The organism is Actinomycetota bacterium, from assembly GCA_030774015.1.
Taxonomy (GTDB): Bacteria; Actinomycetota; UBA4738; order UBA4738; family JACQTL01; genus JALYLZ01.
In genome coordinates, this window is record JALYLZ010000041.1 from 1 (window position 1) to 16,844 (window position 16,844).

Below are 16,844 nucleotides of genomic sequence, written 5' to 3' on the forward strand. Positions count from 1 at the left end.
GGCAAACCCGTGCTGCCCGGCCGGGTCGGCGGCTGCCGCGGGGGGCCCAGGGCCCACCGCGGCCGGAACGCGAGCGGGGGTCGCCGGCCGGTCCCTTCGACTCCGCACCGCGTTCCTCCGCGGTCCCCCCACCTCCCGCGACCCCGCCTGCAAGCGATCCAGGCAGCCGTCTCGCTGCGGCGGGTTCGGACCCAAAGCGTGAAGCGGTAGCCTTCGGCGCCGTGAACCCAGAATCACCCTCGGCACACGTTGATGCTCGGCTCCTCGACGAGCTCGCTGCGAATGCTTGGCCTGCGTTCGTGGTGCAGGTGGTCGATGGGTGGCGGCTGCGGTTCACGCCGGGGGTTCGGGCTCGGCGGTCGAGCTCGGTGTTGCCGCTGGCCGGACGAGATGAGGTCCCGCTGGCGGACCGGATAGCGCTCGTCCACGAGTTCTACGCACGGTGGGGTGGCACCGTTCGCTACCAGATCTCGCCAGCGGCGCGGCCGCCCGACCTCGACGCCGTCCTGGCCGAGCTCGGGTTCCAGGTGGAGGCGCCCGTTCACGTTCAGACGGCAGCCCTCGACGACGTGCTGGACCGAACGGCGGGCCCCGCGCCCGCCGCAGTCCTGGTCGAGGAGGAGATCGACGATCGGTGGCTGGCCACCACTAACGAGCTGTTCCAGCGCAGCGACGCCGGGACCATGCGCCAGAGGATCCTGGAACGGATCGCCCCGGCCACCGGGTTCGCCCTCCTCGAGCTGGAAGGCGTTCCGGCCGCGGTGGGCATGGGAGTCGTGGAGCGGGGCTGGCTGGGGATCTACTCCATGGGAACCAGCCCCCAGTACCGAAGCCGCGGCGCCGCCACGGCAGTCCTGCACGCGCTGGCCCGATGGGCGCGCGAACGAGAGGCCTCGAACGCCTACCTCCAGGTCGAGGTCGAGAACGAACCAGCCCACCGCCTGTACGCACGAATGGGCTTCGAGACCGCGTACCGCTACCACTACCGCACCCGCGAGCTGGAGTAGCGGCAGAGAGGCCGCAGGAACGCTTGCAGGCGGGGCCGCGGGGGCCCCGCGGCAGCCGCCGACACGGCCGGGCGAAACGGGTTTTCCAGGCTACGATGCCGGTCCCATGCGACAGCTGCTCTACGTGTGCCTGGACGGGCTGGCCGACGATCCGATCCCGGAGCTCGACGGCCGGACGCCGCTGGAGGCGGCGGCCACGCCGTTCCTGGACTCCCTGGTCCAGCACGGACGCACGGGAACAGTGCTCACGGTGGGACCGGGTGTTGCCCCCGAGTCGGACGCCGGGGTGTTCGGGATCCTGGGGTACGACCCGGCCGAGGAGCATCCGGGCCGGGGGGTGATCGAGGCCATCGGCTCCGGGATGGACTACCGCGACGGCGACCTGGCCTACCGGATCAACTTCGCCACCGCCGACGGGACCGAGATCGTGGACCGGCGGGTGGGCCGGGACCTCTCCTCGGAGGAAGCCCACGCCCTGGCCGACGAGGTGAACGCCGGCCTCCGGCTGCCCGGAGCCACGTTCGAGCTGCGGGCCACCGTGGAGCACCGAGGGGTCCTGGTCATCCGGTCCACCGACGGGACCCCCCTCTCGGCCGCGGTCGGCAACACCGACCCCGCCTATGCCAGGCAGGGAGCCCTGGGCGTGGCGCTGGAGACGTTCCCGAACCAGGTGGCTCGGGCCGAGCCGCTCGAGGACACTCCCGAGGCCCGGCGGGCCGCCGACCTCACCAACGCGTTCGTGGATGGCGCGGCGAAGCTGCTGGACGCCTCACCGGTCAACGCCGAGCGGCGCCGGGCCGGCCGGCTTCCGGCGAACCTCATCCTGACCCGCGACGGCGGCGACCACGTCCCGCACCTCCAGCCGATCAAGCAGCGATTCGGCCCCGCCTGGGGGTGCTTCGTGGAGATGCCGGTGGAACGCGGGATCGCCCTGGTGCTGGGCATGGAGGAGGTCGGCGCCCCCCAGCTGGACGGCTCGGACGAGGGGTTCGCGGCGTGGGCATCCCTCGCCGCCGAGGCCCTGGAGGGCTTCGACGCCCTGTACGTGCACATCAAGGGACCGGACGTCCCCGCCCACGACGGCCGGGCGGAGGACAAGCGCGACGTCATCGCCGCGATCGACCGGGCCTTCTTCGGGGAGGTCCTCGGCCGCGTCGACCCGCGCCGGACCGTGGTCGCGGTGACGGCGGACCACGCCACCTCCTGCCTCCGGAAGGCGCACACGGCCGACCCCGTTCCGCTGGTGGTCTCCGGCGGACCGGTCACCCCGGACGGCTCCCCGTCGTTCGGGGAGCACGTGGCCGCGCACGGGTCGCTCGGGTCCCTCCGGGGGGTGGAGGTCCTTCCCCTCTTGACCGGCCTGCTCCGGGACTGAAACAGTCCACTCCGCGGAGGCACCCGGAAGCGTATATTTCGTTCAGGGAGCTTCGATCGGGGACGGCCGGCGTCGTCGGCCGTCACGCGGTGACGAGGAGGGCGGATGGCGCAGATCGCGGTCGAGCCGGTCACGGGTCCGGCCGAACCCGGTCCCGGACGCGGCGCACCGAGCGAGCAGGTCGTGGGCCGGAGTCCATGGGACCTCTTCTGGGCCCGGTTCAAGGGGGACAAGCTCGCCTTCGTCGGCATCTTCTTCGTGATCTTCATGATCGTCATGGCGGCCGGGGCCCCACTCATCTCCCACTGGACGCACAAGGGGCCCAACCAGGTCTTCATCAACCGGGCCCTCAACACGGGACCCCCGCCGTTCTTCATCCCGTTCCCGAAGGGGCCGGGGAAGGACTTCTGGTTCGGCGTCGACGTCAACGCATCCGACGTCTTCGTGCGGGTGTGGTACGGGGCCCGGACCTCGCTGATCGTGGCGCTGTTCTCCACGAGCATCGCGGTGGTGGTCGGGGTGACGGTGGGCCTGTTCGCCGGGTTCTACCGGGGCAAGGTCGACACGTTCCTGTCCCGGATCACCGACATCGTGATGTCCATGCCGGTCCTGCTGATCGCGCTGGGGCTGGCGGCCGCCTGCAGCCTCCCGCCGCCGGGAGGTGGCCAGCCCGGCTGCCTGGGGGGCATCATCAAGCCGGGCCTGCTCCTCGTCTCCTACATCATCGGGCTGTTCTCGTGGCCGTACATCTCCCGTATCGTCCGGGGCCAGGTGCTGTCCCTTCGCGAGAAGGAGTTCGTGGAGGCCGCCCGCGCCCTGGGCTCCTCGAACTTCCGGATCATGTTCCGGGAGATCCTGCCGAACGTGGTCGCTCCCATCCTCGTGTACACGACCCTGATCATCCCGAACAACATCCTGTTCGAGGCGGCGCTGTCGTTTCTGGGCGTGGGGGTGCCGCCGACCACGACATCGTGGGGGCAGATGCTGGAGCAGGCCGCCAACACCTTCACGTACGCCTGGTGGACCATGGTCTTCCCGGGCTTCTTCCTGTTCCTGACGACGCTCGCGTTCAACCTGGTGGGAGACGGTTTGCGGGACGCGCTCGATCCCCGAACCGCCAGATGACCGTATAACTCTTCGGCAACGAGAAGGGGAAAGGAGGTACGTCCCGAGAGATCGATCGATGCTGCATTCAGTTGGGTTCCTTCATCGAAGGGGGGTTAGGTGACGAAACGATATTTGCGGTACTTCGCGCTGGTGGGCATCATCGCCATCGTGGCGGCGGCCTGTGGGAAGAGTTCCACCACCACTTCAGGCGGCGCCACTGGCACCGGCCCGACGGGAAACACCGGCAACACGGGCACCGGCCCGACCGGTACGACGGGACCGACGGTGACTCCGGGCGGCACCCTGCGCCTGGCGCTGACGTCCGACGTCAGCGCGGCGTTCGACCCGCAGAAGGAGTACTACTCGGTCACGTGGGAGTTCCTCCGGTGCTGTCTGCTCCGGACGCTCATGTCCTACAACGGACACGACACGGCGCAGCACGGCGCCGAGGTGTTCCCGGACCTGGCCAGCGAGCCGCCCACGGTGTCGAGTGACGGGCTGACCTGGACCTTCAAGCTGAAGCCGGGCATCAAGTACGCCCCGCCGATCACCGCCACGGTGACCTCCGGCGACATCGTCCGGGCCCTCGAACGCGAGGCCTGCACGGAGTGCGCCGCCGGTGGGTACTCGTTCTACTTCTCGGTCATCAAGGGCTTCGACGACTTCTCCGGTGGCAAGGTCAAGACCATCTCGGGCCTCGCCACGCCGGACGACAACACGCTCGTCGTGACCCTGACCCAGCCGGCCGGCGACCTGCCGTTCCGGTTCGCCATGCCGGCGACCGCCCCGATCCCGCCGTCGCCCTCGGGCAACGCCCAGCTGGGCATCGCCGACGGGCACGAGAAGGACTTCGGGCGGTTCCTGTCCGCGACCGGGCCGTACATGTTCCAGGGCGCCGACCAGATCGACTACACCAAGCCGGCCGCGGGACAGAAGCCGGCCGCCGGGTACGTCCCCGGCAAGTCGATCATCTTCGTGCGGAACCCGAACTGGGACAGCTCCACCGACGACCTCCGCAAGGCGTACGTGGACGAGATCGACATGCAGATCACGTCGGCCTCTTCCGAGGACCTTGCGGCCAAGGTCGACTCCGGTGAGCTGGACGAGGTGTTCGACGGCGTCCCGCCGACGGACCAGCTCCAGAAGTACGAGACGGACCCGAACCTGAAGGATCAGGTCCAGATCCACCCGTCCGACGCCGTCCGGTACATCTCCATGAACATCGCGGAGCCACCGTTCGACGACATCGCGGTCCGCAAGGCGGTGAACTTCGCGATCGACAAGGACGGGTTGCGGAAGCTGCGGGGTGGTCCCGCGTTCGGCGACATCGCCGGCCACATCATGGTGGACTCGCTGGAAGGGGACCAGCTCAAGACGTACGACCCGTACGCCACGGCGAACTCACGAGGCGACATCGCGAAAGCCAAGGACGCGATGAAGCAGTCGAAGTACGACACCAACGGCGACGGGGTGTGTGACGCTCCTGAGTGCAAGAACGTCCTGACCGTGATCGACCAGGGCGACCCCTACCCGCAGCAGACCAAGCTGATCGCGCAGAACCTGGCTCCGCTCGGCATCACGCTGGACATCAAGTCCTTCGAGCGGACCACCATGTACGCCAAGTGCAACGACCCGACGGCGCACGTGGCGTTCTGCCCGAGCCCGGCCTGGGGCAAGGACTACGCGGACGCGTTCACCTTTGGGCCGCCGCTGTTCGGTGGCGACAGCATCGGGCCGGACGCGTGCTGCAACTACGCCCTGGTGGGTGCCAGCGCGAAGACCCTGTCGAAGGACGGATACAAGGTTGCCAGCGTTCCCTCCGTGGACGCCGCGATGACCAAGTGCACCGCGGAGACCGGAGACACGCGGGTCACCTGCTGGGCAAACGTCGACAAGGACCTCATGGAGAACGTCGTGCCATGGGTTCCGTACCTGTTCGACAACAACGTCGACGTCTTCAGCTCGAGACTGGTGAACTACCAGTTCGACCAGTTCGCCGGGCTGATGGCGCTCGACCAGGTCGGGGTCACCGGCTAGGTCCGGAGGCGACGACCGAGGAAAGAGGTGGAGGGGGGCCTGGCGACAGGCCCCCCTCCCATTTGCAGACGGCGGCGTAGTAAGGTAGGGGTGATCCGATGATCAGGTATCTGATCCGACGAATCCTGTTCCTGATCTTGGTGCTCTGGATCGTCTCCGGCCTCACCTTCCTGATCTTCGTGAAGCTTCCTCCGGGCGACCCTGCCCGGCGGGCGGCGGGGCGCACCTCCACCCCGCAGACGATCCACGCGGCCCGCATCGCGCTCGGCCTGGACAAGCCCGTGTGGGTCCAGTACCTGCGCTTCGCCAAGGGCCTCATCCCGTGGCCGGGGTTCTTCCTGAACAAGCAGGTCTACTTCTCGTGGTCGGACTTCGTGCCGGTCAAGGAGAACATCTACTCGAAGCTGCCGGTGGACATCACGTTGACCATCGGGGCCGCCGCGGTGTGGCTCATCATGGGGATTCCCATCGGGGTGGTGTCGGCCATCCGGCGGCGCTCCATCTTCGACCGCTCGGGCATGATCTTCGCCCTGCTCGGGGTGTCGCTGCCGGTGTTCTGGCTGGCCTACGTGTTCCTGTACATCTTCTGGTTCAAGTTACATCTGGTCCCAGGCAGCGGGATCCCCCAGGGGATGAGCGTGCTACGAGGCGCGCTCCACGGCAGCTTCGTCCTGCCCTGGGTCGTGCTGTCGCTGGCCTTCGCCGCCTTCTATGCCCGGATGACCCGGGCCAACCTCATCGAGACCATGTCGGAGGACTACATCCGTACAGCCCGGGCCAAGGGACTGTCGGAGCGGCGAGTCATCTTCAAGCACGGGCTACGTTCGGCCCTCACGCCGATCGTGACGATGTTCGGGATGGACATCGGAGTCCTGCTGGGTGGTGCGGTCATCACCGAGACGGTGTTCAACCTCGACGGCATCGCCCGCTACGCCATCCAGTCCATCCGGAGGAACGACTTCCCGGCGGTGATGGGCGTGACCGTGTTCGCCTCGTTCTTCATCGTGGTGGCGAACCTCATCGTCGACATCGTGTACGCGTTCCTCGACCCACGGGTGAGGTACAGTTGATCGACGCCCACCCGGGCGTTGTCGTCGTCGTGAGGGGGCCGGGTGGCTGAACCGCTTCTCGAGGTCAAGGATCTACGGGTTCATTTCCCAACCGAGGACGGCCTGGTCAAGGCGGTGGACGGCGTGTCGTTCACTATCGCCCCGGGCGAGACCCTCGGCGTGGTGGGGGAGTCCGGCTCGGGCAAGAGCGTTTCGTTCCTCACGGTCCTGGGGCTCATCAACCGCAAGACCGCGAAGGTCTCGGGCGAGGTGCTGTTTCGCGGACAGGACCTCCTGAAGCTCCCCGCCGACGAGTTACGCAACGTCCGGGGCAGCAAGATCAGCATGATCTTCCAGGACCCCATGACCTCGCTGCACCCCTACTACAGGGTCGGATCGCAGATCGGCGAGGCCATCCGGGCGCACCAGCGGGTCTCGAAGAAGGAGGCCCACGCCCAGGCCGTGGAGATGCTCCGCCGGGTCGGCATCCCCCGCCCCCAGGAGCGGGCGAACCAGTACCCGCACGAGTTCTCGGGAGGCATGCGCCAGCGGGCCATGATCGCCATGGCCCTGTCCCTGAACCCCGACCTGCTGATCGCGGACGAGCCCACCACCGCGCTCGACGTGACGGTGCAGGCGCAGATCCTTGACCTCATCGACCGGCTGAAGCAGGAGTTCGACGCCGCCGTGGTCATCATCACCCACGACCTGGGCGTGGTGGCCGAGCACTGCGACGACATCATGGTCATGTACGCCGGCCGGCCCGTGGAGCACGGCGATCGCCGGGACATCTACTACGGCGCCCACCATCCGTACACCTGGGGTCTGCTGCGGTCGATCGCGCGGCTGGACCTCGAGCAGCAGGAGCGGCTCCAGCCCATCAAGGGCCTGCCGCCCTCGCTCATCTTCGTGCCGCCGGGCTGTCCGTTCCACCCGCGGTGCCCCTACGTGTTCGACCGGTGCAAGGTCGAGGTGCCGGCGCTGCTGCCGGCCAACGGGCATCACGCCTCGGCGTGCCACCTATCGCTGGAGGACAAGGAACGCATCTTCAAGGAGGAGGTGCTGATCCGCAAATGAGCGTCCAGGTGACCGAGCGGGTCGAGCAGGCCCCCCACACCAAGGAAGAGCCGCTCGTCAAGCTGGTGGGGGTGAAGAAGTACTTCCCGATCACCCGGGGGATCATCATCCAGCGCCGCATCGGCAACGTGCACGCGGTGGACGGCGTCGACCTGGAGGTCTACAAGGGCCAGACCGTCGGGCTGGTGGGGGAGACCGGTTGCGGGAAGTCCACCCTCGCCCGCGTGATCATGCGGCTGTACGACGCCACCGAGGGGACCATCTCCTTCGAGGGACGCGACATCACCCACATCCGGCGACGCGAGCTCCGCGACCTCCGCCGGGACATGCAGATGATCTTCCAGGACCCCTACGCCTCGCTGAACCCCCGCAAGACCGTCGGTTCGATCATCAGCGAGCCGTTCCGGCTCCACGGGACCGTCCCCAAGGGCGGCATCAAGAAGGAAGTCCAGCAGCTCATGGAGCTGGTGGGGCTGAACCCCGAGCACTACAACCGGTTCCCCCACGAGTTCTCGGGCGGCCAGCGCCAGCGCATCGGCGTGGCCCGGGCCCTGGCCCTGCGTCCCAAGCTGATCGTGTGCGACGAGCCGGTGTCGGCGCTCGACGTGTCGATCCAGGCCCAGATCCTGAACCTGCTGGAGGACCTCCAGGAGGAGTTCAAGCTGACCTACCTGTTCATCGCCCACGACCTGTCGGTGGTCCGCCACGTGTCCGACCAGGTCGCGGTGATGTACCTGGGCAAGATCGTGGAGATGGCCCCGGGCTACTCGCTGTACCGGAACCCCAAGCACCCCTACACGGGCGCGCTGCTGTCCGCGGTGCCGATCCCGGACCCGGACATCGCGGGCCAGAAGAAGCGGATCATCCTGGAGGGCGACGTGCCCTCACCGATCGACCCGCCGTCGGGGTGCCGGTTCCACCCGCGCTGTCCCCGCGCCCAGTTCCCCATCTGCAAGGAGAAGGAGCCGCCGCTGGAGCCGTTCCACGAGGGGCAGGTGGCGGCGTGCCACTTCCCGCTCGAGGACCGCTCCGTGACCGGGGCGCTCCTACCCGGCTAGAAGCTAGAGGAGACCGTTCGTGTTCAACCTGTTCGTGCTGATCGTCGACATCATTTCTGCGCTGTTCCTCGTGGTGTTCGTCCTCCTCCATTCCGGAAAGGGGGGCGGGCTGTCCGACATGTTCGGAGGAGGCGCCGGCCTGTCCGGCGGCACCGCGGTGGAGAAGCGGCTGGACAAGATCACCGTGGTCACGGCCATCCTGTTCGGCCTGTGCACGTTCTGGCTCGCCTGGAAGTGGCACTAGGGCCGAGGACGGCCCGCTCGACGCTCGACGAGCTGAGCACTCACTCCTTGGGTGGTGGAGGCGGAGCCTCTTCCTCTTCGGGTTCCTCTTCGTGTTGCTCACCGGACCCGGCCATCCAGGAAGGCGGGTCGCTGGCGGGGAAGGTCTCCATCAACGCCTCGTCGACCTCGTCGACCTCCTCCTCGTCGTCCTGGGGATGGTTCGTGCCCGTGCTGTCGGCCTTCGATCCCTCGTGCTGGGACATGCGGCCTCCGATCCTTGGGGGGCTCGCACCCATCGTAGACCCGCCCGGTGCCCGGGTGCCCGGGTGCCCGTCGCTATACTGGCTGGCGTCTCGTCGGAGTGGCGGAATCAGGTAGACGCGCTAGGTTGAGGGCCTAGTGGGCGCATAGCCCGTGGGGGTTCAAATCCCCCCTCCGACACCATCTACCTGCGGTTTTGCTCGGGCCTCGAGCGCTCCGCCATGGCGAGCGGCACCGATTTGTCGCATTGCGCTACAAGGCGACGGGTAGGCTGCGAGGATGCCGTGCCTCGAACGTGGCGAACGATCCTCTGCGAGCGACGCTCAGGTACCTGGCGGGGGCTCGTTTCCGAGGCAGCAGGCCAGGACGCAGCGGTTCATCCTGGGGCGGCCGCGGGGCTTCACGGTCTCGCCGGACGGCTCCAGGGTGGTGTTCCTCCGTTCCTTCGCCGGGGACGATTCGGCGACCGGGCTGTGGGTCCTCGACCTCCCCGGGGCTCGGGAGCGGCTCGTCTTCGATCCCCGCAGTCGGGATGCCGGCGAGACCGAACTGCCGCCCGAGGAGTTGGCGAGGCGGGAGCGGGTCCGGGAACGGGCCGGAGGTGTCGTCGCCTACTCGACGGACCGGGCGGTCACCGTCGCAGCCTTCTCGGTCGGAGGGAGGCTGTTCGTGGCCGACCTCCTCAGCGGCGAATCGCGCGAGCTGCCCGCGGTCGTACCGGTCTTCGATCCGCGGATCGATCCGACCGGCCGGTGCGTGGCCTACGTCGCCGCTCGCGCCCTGCGCGTCATCGAGCTCGAAGGCGAGGATCGGGTGCTCGCCGCCGACGACGACCCGGACGAGTCCTGGGGGCTCGCCGAGTTCGTGGCTGCGGAGGAGATGGATCGCGCGGAAGGGTTCTGGTGGTCACCGGACGGGAGCCGCCTCGCGGCCGCGCGGGTCGACGAGGGCCGGGTCACGACCTGGCACATCTTCGACGCCGTCGATCCCGATGGGGTGCCACGTGCCGTGCGGTATCCGGCGGCCGGGACGCCGAACGCGGACGTGTCCCTTCACGTCCTGGGGCTGGACGGCTCACGGGTGGAGGTGCAGTGGGACCGGGTGCGGTTCGAGTACCTGGCTCGCGTGGTCTGGAGCGAGGGGACGGCGCTCACGCTCCTCGTGCAGTCGCGGGACCAGCGGCTGACCCGGATCCTGACGGTCGGCGAGCGCGGGGAGACGTCCCTCGTCCGCGAGGATCGCGACTGGGCCTGGGTGGAGCTGGTGCCCGGCTCGCCCGCCTGGACGGAGGATGGCCGCTTGGTGTGCACTGTGGACGCGGACGACACCCGACGCCTCGTCGTCGACGGCACACCCGTCACCCCTCCCGGTCTTCAGGTCCGCCGGATCATCCATGCGGACGCGGGCGTGATATTCGGCGCCTCGGAGGACCCCACGGAGGAGCACGTCTGGCGGTGGTCGCCCGACGGAGCCGTCGAGCGGCTCACCGAGGCCCCCGGCGTCCACGATGCGGCCGCGGAAGGGGATGTCCTGGTCATCACCTCAGCGACGCTCAAGGATGCCCCCACCACCACCGTCTACCGGCGCGGGGAGGTTCTCGCCACGATCGCCTCGCGTGCCGAGACCCCGGTGGTCGAGGCGAAGCCGACGTTCTTTCTCGCGGGAACGCGCGAGCTCCGGGCCGCCCTGCTCCTCCCGGGCGGCAGGGAGCCCGAGGGGTCTCTCCCGGTCCTCCTCGATCCCTACGGGGGGCCGGGGTTCCAGCGGGTTGTCCGGGCCCGGGACCGGTTCCTCGAGTCGCAGTGGTTCGCCGACCAGGGCTTCGCGGTCCTGGCGGCCGACGGCCGGGGAACGCCGGGCCGTGGCACCGCGTGGGAGCGCGCGGTCTACCGGGACCTGACCGCACCACCGCTCGAGGACCAGATCGACGCCCTGCACGCGGCGGCGGAGCGGTTCCCGTTCATCGACCTTGGCCGGGTGGCGATCCGGGGCTGGTCGTTCGGCGGACATCTCGCGGTGGCGGCCGTGCTGCGCCATCCTGAGGTGTTCCACGCGGCCGTCGCCGGTGCTCCCGGCCCCGACCCGCGCCTCTACGACACCCACTACACGGAGCGGTACCTGGGCCACCCCGACGAGGAGCCGGAGGTGTACCGGCGCGAATCGCTCATAGACGACGCGTGGAGGCTGGAGCGTCCGATCCTTCTGATCCATGGGCTCGCCGACGACAACGTGTTCGTTGCCAACTCCCTCCGGCTGTCGCGGGCATTCCTCGAGGCGGGCCGCCCGCACACCTTCCTCCCGCTCTCGGGGGCCAGTCACATGGCCAAAGAGGAAGTCGTGGCGGAGAACCTCCTTCTGCTCGAGCTTCGGTTCCTGCGTGACGCGCTTGTTATGGAGACTGATTGATGGCCGGCTCCGGCGGGCGGGAAGCCGGTACCGCACGTCGGCGAGCCCAGGTGAGACCAGGGCGTGCGGCGCGAGACTGCGATTGGACTCCACCGCAACCTTGCGTTCACGTGGAAACGCCTCGCGGTTCGTCCGGTCTCAGGGGTCAGTGTGGTTCGTGGGGGCCGGTGACGGTCTCGAGGCCCGAGGCCACGTTGCGCAGTTGGGCCTCGCTGAGCTTGCCGGTGAAGTGCTGGCGGATGCCGCGCACGTGGGTCCGGGCGGCCTGACGGAGGACCTGGCGGCCCCGGTCCGTCAGTCGCGCCAGCATGACGCGCGCGTCCCCGTCGAAGCGTTCCCGCTGCACCAGCCCCTGGCTGACCAGCCGGTCCACCATCCGGGTGAGCCCGCTCGGCGACATCAGCACCCGCCGGGCCAGATCCGTCATCCGTAGACACCGGCCCGGCGCCCGGGCCAGGCGGAGCAGCACGTCGTACGAGCCGAAGGTGAGCCCGTGCTCGTCGCGGAGATCGGCGTCGAGCTTGGACACCACGTCGTGGTGGGCGTGCAGGAGGGCCTGCCACGCCCGGAGCTCTTTCTCGTCCAGGGTCGTGTCCATGTGACTGGAAGTGTAGTCCTCAGGAACTTGCACCTACAAGTATCGCCGATGCTATCCTTCGCCTTGCAAAGTTTGTCATGCGAAAGACATTGAGGAAGGGCGCGATCCCGATGATCGAGGAGGGCGGAGGGTCCTGGGAGCTCGCCCGGTGACGGCGGTGACACTCTCGCCGGTGCTGGCCGGGCTCGGCCTGGGGGTCGCCCTGGCCAGCGCGCCGGGACCGGTCCAGGCCGTGCTGCTGGCGGAGTCGGTGCGGGGCGGGGTGGGTCGAGGGCTCCGCGCCCTGGCCGGGGCAAACTTCACGTTCGGCCTGCTGCTGGTCTCGCTGGCCCTGGGGCTCTCGGTCGCTCCTCCGAGCGGCCCCGCGCTCCGGGTCCTGAAGGTGGTCGGCGGCGTGTTGCTGATCTGGCTGGCCGTGGACGGCATTCGATCCGCCCACGAGGCCGTTCGAGCCGCCAGCGAACGTCGGGCCCTTCCTCCCGCGGCCCGAGGAGCGCTGGCGGTCCTGGTCAACCCGGGCGCGTGGCTCTTCCTCGGCGCGGTGGCCTCCCCCCTCCTGGGGTCCGCCACGCAGCTGGGAGGCCGCGGGACCGCGGTCTTCGCGGCGTTGGCGCTGATGGCCGGGGCCGGCGTGGGCGACGTCGGCGTGGTTCTGCTGGGCGGGCTCGGCGTCCGCCGGGCCGGCCAGCGTGTTCAGCTGTGGGTCCGCCGGGGGCTGGGCACCGTCCTGGCCGGATTGGGCGTGTGGCTTCTGACGCAAGGGGTGATGGGGACATGACCGCAATCTCGTTCGGACTGAACGTCTCGCCGTCCGCGGCGCCGGGGACCGATCCGGTGGCCGACGCCAGGAGGGCGGAGGACCTCGGCTACGACTTCATCTCGACGAACGACCACCTCCACGGCACCGAGCCGAGGTACGAGACGTGGACCCTGCTTTCGTGGATCGCCGCGGCGACGTCGCGCATCCGCGTGGCCCCGCGCGTCCTCGCCGTTCCGTACCGGAACCCGGCGGTGGTCGCGAAGATGGCCGAGACCCTCGACCGGCTGTCGGGAGGGAGGTTGATCCTCGGGCTGGGAGGTGGGTATTCGGACGAGGAGTTCCGGGCGTTCGGGCTCGGCGAGCGCACTCCGCGCGACAAGGTCGACGGCATGGAGGAAGCCATCCGCATCGCCCGCGGGCTGTGGTCAGAGCGCAGCTTCACATTCCAGGGCCGGCTGTACCGGACGGTGGAAGCCCAGATCGAACCGAAGCCCGAGCATCGCATCCCCATCTGGCTGGGGACGTACGGCGATCGAGCGCTCCGCGTGACGGGTCGGCTTGCCAACGGCTGGATTCCGACGTATGAGGCCGCCCTTCCGGAGGACGTTCCGGCGATGCGGGACCGGATCCTGGGGGCGGCGCAGGAGGCCGGCCGCGAACCCGAGGAGATCACCTGCGTCTACAACCTGGACATCCGCGTGGACGAGCGATCCACCGACGACCCCTCCGTGATCTCGGGGCCACCGGAGGCGGTGGCGGAGCGGCTGACGGGGTTCCTGAAGCTCGGGTTCACCGCGATGAACTTCTGCCCGGCCGGGCCGGACCAGCGGGAACAGGCCGAGCGCCTGGCTCGAGAGGTGATCCCAGCCGTGCGAGCCGCTGCCCGGGCTTAGGACACCGAAGCACGCGGGGAACGCCCGACGGTCATTCAGCCGGCGGCGGAGGACCGGCGCTCGCGGGCCCGGCGGTCTTTCTCCCGTCCCCATCTCGCGTCGGCCTCGTCGACGGTGGGCGCGCCTCCGCCGAGATGCGCCGGCCACCACCACGCCCGGCCGGTTCCCGTAGGGGCCTGTGGGTAGTCCCCGATGGCCTCGCCGAGCAGGGTCCCGATCCGCGCCATGAGCTCGTCGGTCAGCTCGTCGGGCTCCGTGGACTCGTCGACGGGAATGGGCGGCCCGACCTTCACCGAGATCGCGACGTGCCGGGGGAACTTGGGCCGGCGGTGACGAGGCAGGATCCGCTGGCTTCCCCACACCGCGGCAGGGATCAGCGGCGCACCCGTGGACAGGGCCATGCGCGCCGCACCCGTCTTGCCGGCCATGGGCATGAGGGCCGGGCTCATCCTCGACTCCGGATGGATGCCCACGACCTCTCCCGCCTCCAGGGCCCGGGTGGCCTCGCCGAGCGCGGGCGCGCCGTGCCCGTACCGATCCACCGGGATGTGGTGCATTCCCCGCAGCAGTGGCCCCGCCAACCAGTGGTGGAAGGCCTCCTCCATGGCCATGAACCGGACCAGGCGATCTCGTTCATGGGAGGCCACGCCGAGGAAGACGAAGTCGAGGTATCCGATGTGGTTGGAGGCGAGGAGCGCGGGGCCGGCCGCCGGGATGTGCTCCGCGCCGGTCACCGTTACGTCCCACCGCATGATCTTCAGGGTGGCCAGCGCAACGCGGACGACCGAGCGGTACAGGGCATCCATGGCTGACGGGGATCCTACAGGGCCCCTGCCAGCAGGCCGGGGTAGTCGCCGACCGAATGGCCCACGCGGTCCCGCTGGCAGGCGATCACGCCGATGTGGAAGTAGTCGTGGGTCGCGATCCGCATCAGGACATACCGCAAGGGGATATTCGTTCCCTGGAGCTCGGGGGTCCTGCCGACCCCGTCGAGCCGCGCCGGTACCGGTCGTCGTGGAGCAGCGCACGAGGAGGGCTCAGCCCTACCGGGCGCTCCTCGTGTCGTGGAGCGGGCCACCGAAGAGCCGGAGCGGAAGCTGGCTCCGTGGGGGAGTAGCGGCCCGGGCCGTGTCAGGAACGGCCTGCGGCACGGGCCTGACGCACGGCTTCGCCGGCACCCTTTGTCCACGGGTCGCCGTGTCCGGGCAGGAGGATCGTTGCGCCAGTTCGCTGGAGAGCGGTGAGGGACTTCAGGGCTTGGTCGCTGTCCAGGTTGAGACCGTCCGGCGCGACCTGCGGCCCCTTCCGGCCGGTCAGCGGGTTGAGGGTGACCAGCGAATCGCCCGGGCAAACCACCGAGCGCTGCTCGAACCAGATGGCGCAGCTGCCGGCTGTGTGGCCCGGCATGTGGATCGCGCGGGGGCGTCCGGGAACGTCGATCGCCTCCCCGTCGGTGAACGTGGTGAGCTCGGCGATCGGGACGATGTTCATGCCCTTCTGCCGCATCAGCCCGATAGCGTGCGGTAGGCCTCCGGACGGAGGAGGTACCGCGTGAATCCGGCCTGGTTCTTGGGCGGCTTGGCGCCTTTGGCCTGTTCGGCATCGGCGTCGTGGATGAACACGCGCTTGTGCGCTTCCGAGCGGGCCCGCTCCGCGAAGCCCGTGTGGTCGCTGTGAGCGTGGGTGAGCAGGACCGCCTCAACATCGTCGAGCGTCCTCCCCAGCGACCTGACCGCCGGCTCGAGCGTGTGCCAGTCGGCGGGCGTCCCCGCGTCGACCACGGTCAGCCGTCCGCCGTCCTCCAACAGGTACCAGTTGGCGACGCCGAGCGTTCGCCGATGGATCCGATCGGCCACCTCCATGTGCGAATCCTCGCACGGCCGAAACCTGGCAGCACGGCGGTCAGCACGGGGTGCTCGAGAAGCTGGATCGGGCCGGTTGGCGCCGAGCTCAGGCTCCCTGGATCTCCACGGGGTCCAGCGGGTGGCGGGTGGGGCCGTTGCGGACCTGGCCGTCGCTCTCGTAGCGGCTGCCGTGGCAGGGGCAATCCCACGTCCTGGCCCGGTGGTTCCAGCCCACCGTGCACCCCATGTGTTTGCACTTGGGGGACAGCGTCACCAGCGAGCCGTCCTCGGCTCGAAAGGCCGCGACCTTCTTCCCGTCCACCACGACGATGGCGCCCTCGCCCGGCTCCAGGTCGTCCAGCGAGCGGCCCACCGTGTTCACGATCAGCACGTCGCACGGAGCGTTGTGGGAGACCTTGTTCGGCACCGCCCCCATCACGAAGCGCAGGGCGCCGGCCATGCCCTTGTTGCCCACCACGACGAGGTCCGCTCCTTCCGAACCGGCGACCTCCACGATTCGATCGCCCGGATCACCTGACAGGACGTGCATGGGTGCTTCCGGATGGCCCAGCCGCTCCGCGGCGTCGCGCAGCACGATTCGGCCCATCGCCTCCTCGCCCACGTTCACCAGGCTGATCGTCGCGCCCATCACGCTGGCGAACTCCTGGCCCACCCGGGCGGCGTGGTCGGCCGTGCCCGAACCGTCCGTGGCGATGAGGACGGATCGGTACTCGCCGGGCCGTGCCGCCCGCTCCGGTCGGGAGGTTCGAACGATCAGCAGGTCGCACGGCATGGTGTGGGAGACCTCGTCGGCGATGCCCCCCAGCCGGAACCGGCGGGGGCCGCCCATCCCGATGTCCCCCACCACGATGAGGTCGGCGTCGGAGCGGTCGGCGATCTCCGTGATGGCCTTCGCCGGCTCGGCGTGGGTCAGCTCGATCTGGGCCTCGACGCCGCTCGATTCCGCCTTCGCTCGTGCGGCGTCGACCGCGGCCACGGCCCGGTGCTCGCCGGCCTCGTCGCGATACGCCGAGATGGCGACCACCCGGCCGCCCGAGGCCCGGGCCAGCCGGACGGCCACGCGCTCCGCGATGCGGGCCGTCTCCGACCCGTCCGTTCCCACGGCGATCGTCCGGTACGCCATCAA

The 16,844-nt window shown here is 69.4% G+C and carries 17 protein-coding genes and 1 tRNA gene; 12 read left to right on the top strand and 6 right to left on the bottom strand.

Annotation, left to right across the window (positions count from 1 at the left end; all coding sequences use genetic code 11):
• The first annotated feature begins 299 nt into the window (after positions 1-299).
• The 8 genes from M3Q23_03740 (at position 300) to secG (ending at position 8,954) form a co-directional block, all read left to right on the top strand.
• On the top strand, positions 300-1,007 hold the full coding sequence (locus tag M3Q23_03740; GenBank protein MDP9341224.1) for a GNAT family N-acetyltransferase: 708 nt from the start codon (positions 300-302) through the stop codon (positions 1,005-1,007).
• Between the two features lie 106 nt (positions 1,008-1,113).
• Complete coding sequence (locus tag M3Q23_03745; GenBank protein ID MDP9341225.1) at positions 1,114-2,382, top strand: alkaline phosphatase family protein; 1,269 nt, start codon at positions 1,114-1,116, stop codon at positions 2,380-2,382.
• Between the two features lie 105 nt (positions 2,383-2,487).
• Positions 2,488-3,507 (top strand): ABC transporter permease, encoded by a 1,020-nt coding sequence (locus tag M3Q23_03750; GenBank protein MDP9341226.1) that lies wholly within the window; start codon positions 2,488-2,490, stop codon positions 3,505-3,507.
• Positions 3,508-3,606: 99 nt separating this feature from the next.
• Entirely contained in the window at positions 3,607-5,526 is a 1,920-nt protein-coding gene (locus tag M3Q23_03755) for an ABC transporter substrate-binding protein (protein MDP9341227.1), read from the top strand.
• A 98-nt stretch (positions 5,527-5,624) separates the two neighbouring features.
• Entirely contained in the window at positions 5,625-6,596 is a 972-nt protein-coding gene (locus M3Q23_03760) for an ABC transporter permease (GenBank protein MDP9341228.1), read from the top strand.
• 42 nt (positions 6,597-6,638) lie between these two features.
• Positions 6,639-7,652: an ABC transporter ATP-binding protein gene (locus M3Q23_03765; GenBank protein MDP9341229.1), complete on the top strand. Its 1,014-nt coding sequence runs from the start codon at positions 6,639-6,641 to the stop codon at positions 7,650-7,652.
• Positions 7,649-8,710, top strand: coding sequence for an ABC transporter ATP-binding protein (locus tag M3Q23_03770; protein MDP9341230.1), 1,062 nt, complete (start codon positions 7,649-7,651; stop codon positions 8,708-8,710). The genes M3Q23_03765 and M3Q23_03770 overlap by 4 nt, the downstream gene beginning before the upstream one ends.
• 19 nt (positions 8,711-8,729) lie before the next feature.
• The gene (gene secG, locus M3Q23_03775; GenBank protein ID MDP9341231.1) at positions 8,730-8,954 is read left to right on the top strand and encodes a preprotein translocase subunit SecG; all 225 of its coding nucleotides are present in this window, start codon (positions 8,730-8,732) and stop codon (positions 8,952-8,954) included.
• Positions 8,955-8,994: 40 nt separating this feature from the next.
• Here secG and M3Q23_03780 read toward each other — a convergent pair whose 3' ends face one another.
• The gene (locus M3Q23_03780) at positions 8,995-9,198 is read right to left on the bottom strand and encodes a hypothetical protein (protein ID MDP9341232.1); all 204 of its coding nucleotides are present in this window, start codon (positions 9,196-9,198) and stop codon (positions 8,995-8,997) included.
• Between the two features lie 92 nt (positions 9,199-9,290).
• Between M3Q23_03780 and M3Q23_03785 the strand changes: the two genes are divergently transcribed.
• Together M3Q23_03785 and M3Q23_03790 are read left to right on the top strand one after the other, a co-directional pair.
• A tRNA-Leu gene (locus M3Q23_03785) sits at positions 9,291-9,379 on the top strand.
• Between the two features lie 96 nt (positions 9,380-9,475).
• Entirely contained in the window at positions 9,476-11,602 is a 2,127-nt protein-coding gene (locus M3Q23_03790; GenBank protein ID MDP9341233.1) for a prolyl oligopeptidase family serine peptidase, read from the top strand.
• Positions 11,603-11,747: 145 nt separating this feature from the next.
• Here M3Q23_03790 and M3Q23_03795 read toward each other — a convergent pair whose 3' ends face one another.
• Positions 11,748-12,200: a MarR family transcriptional regulator gene (locus tag M3Q23_03795; protein MDP9341234.1), complete on the bottom strand. Its 453-nt coding sequence runs from the start codon at positions 12,198-12,200 to the stop codon at positions 11,748-11,750.
• Positions 12,201-12,348: 148 nt separating this feature from the next.
• On the opposite strand from M3Q23_03795, the gene M3Q23_03800 reads away from it, so the two are divergent.
• Together M3Q23_03800 and M3Q23_03805 are read left to right on the top strand one after the other, a co-directional pair.
• Positions 12,349-12,978 (top strand): LysE family transporter, encoded by a 630-nt coding sequence (locus M3Q23_03800; protein ID MDP9341235.1) that lies wholly within the window; start codon positions 12,349-12,351, stop codon positions 12,976-12,978.
• Positions 12,975-13,853, top strand: coding sequence for an LLM class flavin-dependent oxidoreductase (locus tag M3Q23_03805; protein MDP9341236.1), 879 nt, complete (start codon positions 12,975-12,977; stop codon positions 13,851-13,853). The genes M3Q23_03800 and M3Q23_03805 overlap by 4 nt, the downstream gene beginning before the upstream one ends.
• A gap of 35 nt (positions 13,854-13,888) precedes the next feature.
• Here M3Q23_03805 and M3Q23_03810 read toward each other — a convergent pair whose 3' ends face one another.
• The 4 genes from M3Q23_03810 to M3Q23_03825 all read right to left on the bottom strand — a co-directional run bounded on the left by M3Q23_03810 (position 13,889) and on the right by M3Q23_03825 (position 16,841).
• Positions 13,889-14,659: a 1-acyl-sn-glycerol-3-phosphate acyltransferase gene (locus tag M3Q23_03810; protein ID MDP9341237.1), complete on the bottom strand. Its 771-nt coding sequence runs from the start codon at positions 14,657-14,659 to the stop codon at positions 13,889-13,891.
• Positions 14,660-14,984: 325 nt separating this feature from the next.
• Positions 14,985-15,359, bottom strand: a complete 375-nt coding sequence (locus M3Q23_03815) for an MBL fold metallo-hydrolase (protein ID MDP9341238.1) — start codon at positions 15,357-15,359, stop codon at positions 14,985-14,987.
• On the bottom strand, positions 15,359-15,715 hold the full coding sequence (locus tag M3Q23_03820; GenBank protein ID MDP9341239.1) for an MBL fold metallo-hydrolase: 357 nt from the start codon (positions 15,713-15,715) through the stop codon (positions 15,359-15,361). The genes M3Q23_03815 and M3Q23_03820 overlap by 1 nt, the downstream gene beginning before the upstream one ends.
• A gap of 88 nt (positions 15,716-15,803) precedes the next feature.
• A complete protein-coding gene (locus M3Q23_03825) occupies positions 15,804-16,841 on the bottom strand; it encodes a universal stress protein (GenBank protein ID MDP9341240.1) in 1,038 nt (345 codons plus the stop codon).
• Positions 16,842-16,844: the final 3 nt, after the last annotated feature.

Excerpts from the sequence above, each read along its gene's own strand:
- M3Q23_03825 (MDP9341240.1), bottom strand. The coding sequence starts at position 16,841 with ATGGCGTACCGGACGATCGCCGTGGGAACGGACGGGTCGGAGACGGCC.
- M3Q23_03760 (MDP9341228.1), top strand. The coding sequence starts at position 5,625 with ATGATCAGGTATCTGATCCGACGAATCCTGTTCCTGATCTTGGTGCTC.
- M3Q23_03790 (MDP9341233.1), top strand. The coding sequence starts at position 9,476 with ATGCCGTGCCTCGAACGTGGCGAACGATCCTCTGCGAGCGACGCTCAG.
- M3Q23_03795 (MDP9341234.1), bottom strand. The coding sequence starts at position 12,200 with ATGGACACGACCCTGGACGAGAAAGAGCTCCGGGCGTGGCAGGCCCTC.
- M3Q23_03820 (MDP9341239.1), bottom strand. The coding sequence starts at position 15,715 with ATGGAGGTGGCCGATCGGATCCATCGGCGAACGCTCGGCGTCGCCAAC.
- M3Q23_03750 (MDP9341226.1), top strand. The coding sequence starts at position 2,488 with ATGGCGCAGATCGCGGTCGAGCCGGTCACGGGTCCGGCCGAACCCGGT.
- M3Q23_03780 (MDP9341232.1), bottom strand. The coding sequence starts at position 9,198 with ATGTCCCAGCACGAGGGATCGAAGGCCGACAGCACGGGCACGAACCAT.
- M3Q23_03815 (MDP9341238.1), bottom strand. The coding sequence starts at position 15,359 with ATGCGGCAGAAGGGCATGAACATCGTCCCGATCGCCGAGCTCACCACG.
- M3Q23_03770 (MDP9341230.1), top strand. The coding sequence starts at position 7,649 with ATGAGCGTCCAGGTGACCGAGCGGGTCGAGCAGGCCCCCCACACCAAG.
- M3Q23_03745 (MDP9341225.1), top strand. The coding sequence starts at position 1,114 with ATGCGACAGCTGCTCTACGTGTGCCTGGACGGGCTGGCCGACGATCCG.
- M3Q23_03810 (MDP9341237.1), bottom strand. The coding sequence starts at position 14,659 with ATGGATGCCCTGTACCGCTCGGTCGTCCGCGTTGCGCTGGCCACCCTG.
- M3Q23_03805 (MDP9341236.1), top strand. The coding sequence starts at position 12,975 with ATGACCGCAATCTCGTTCGGACTGAACGTCTCGCCGTCCGCGGCGCCG.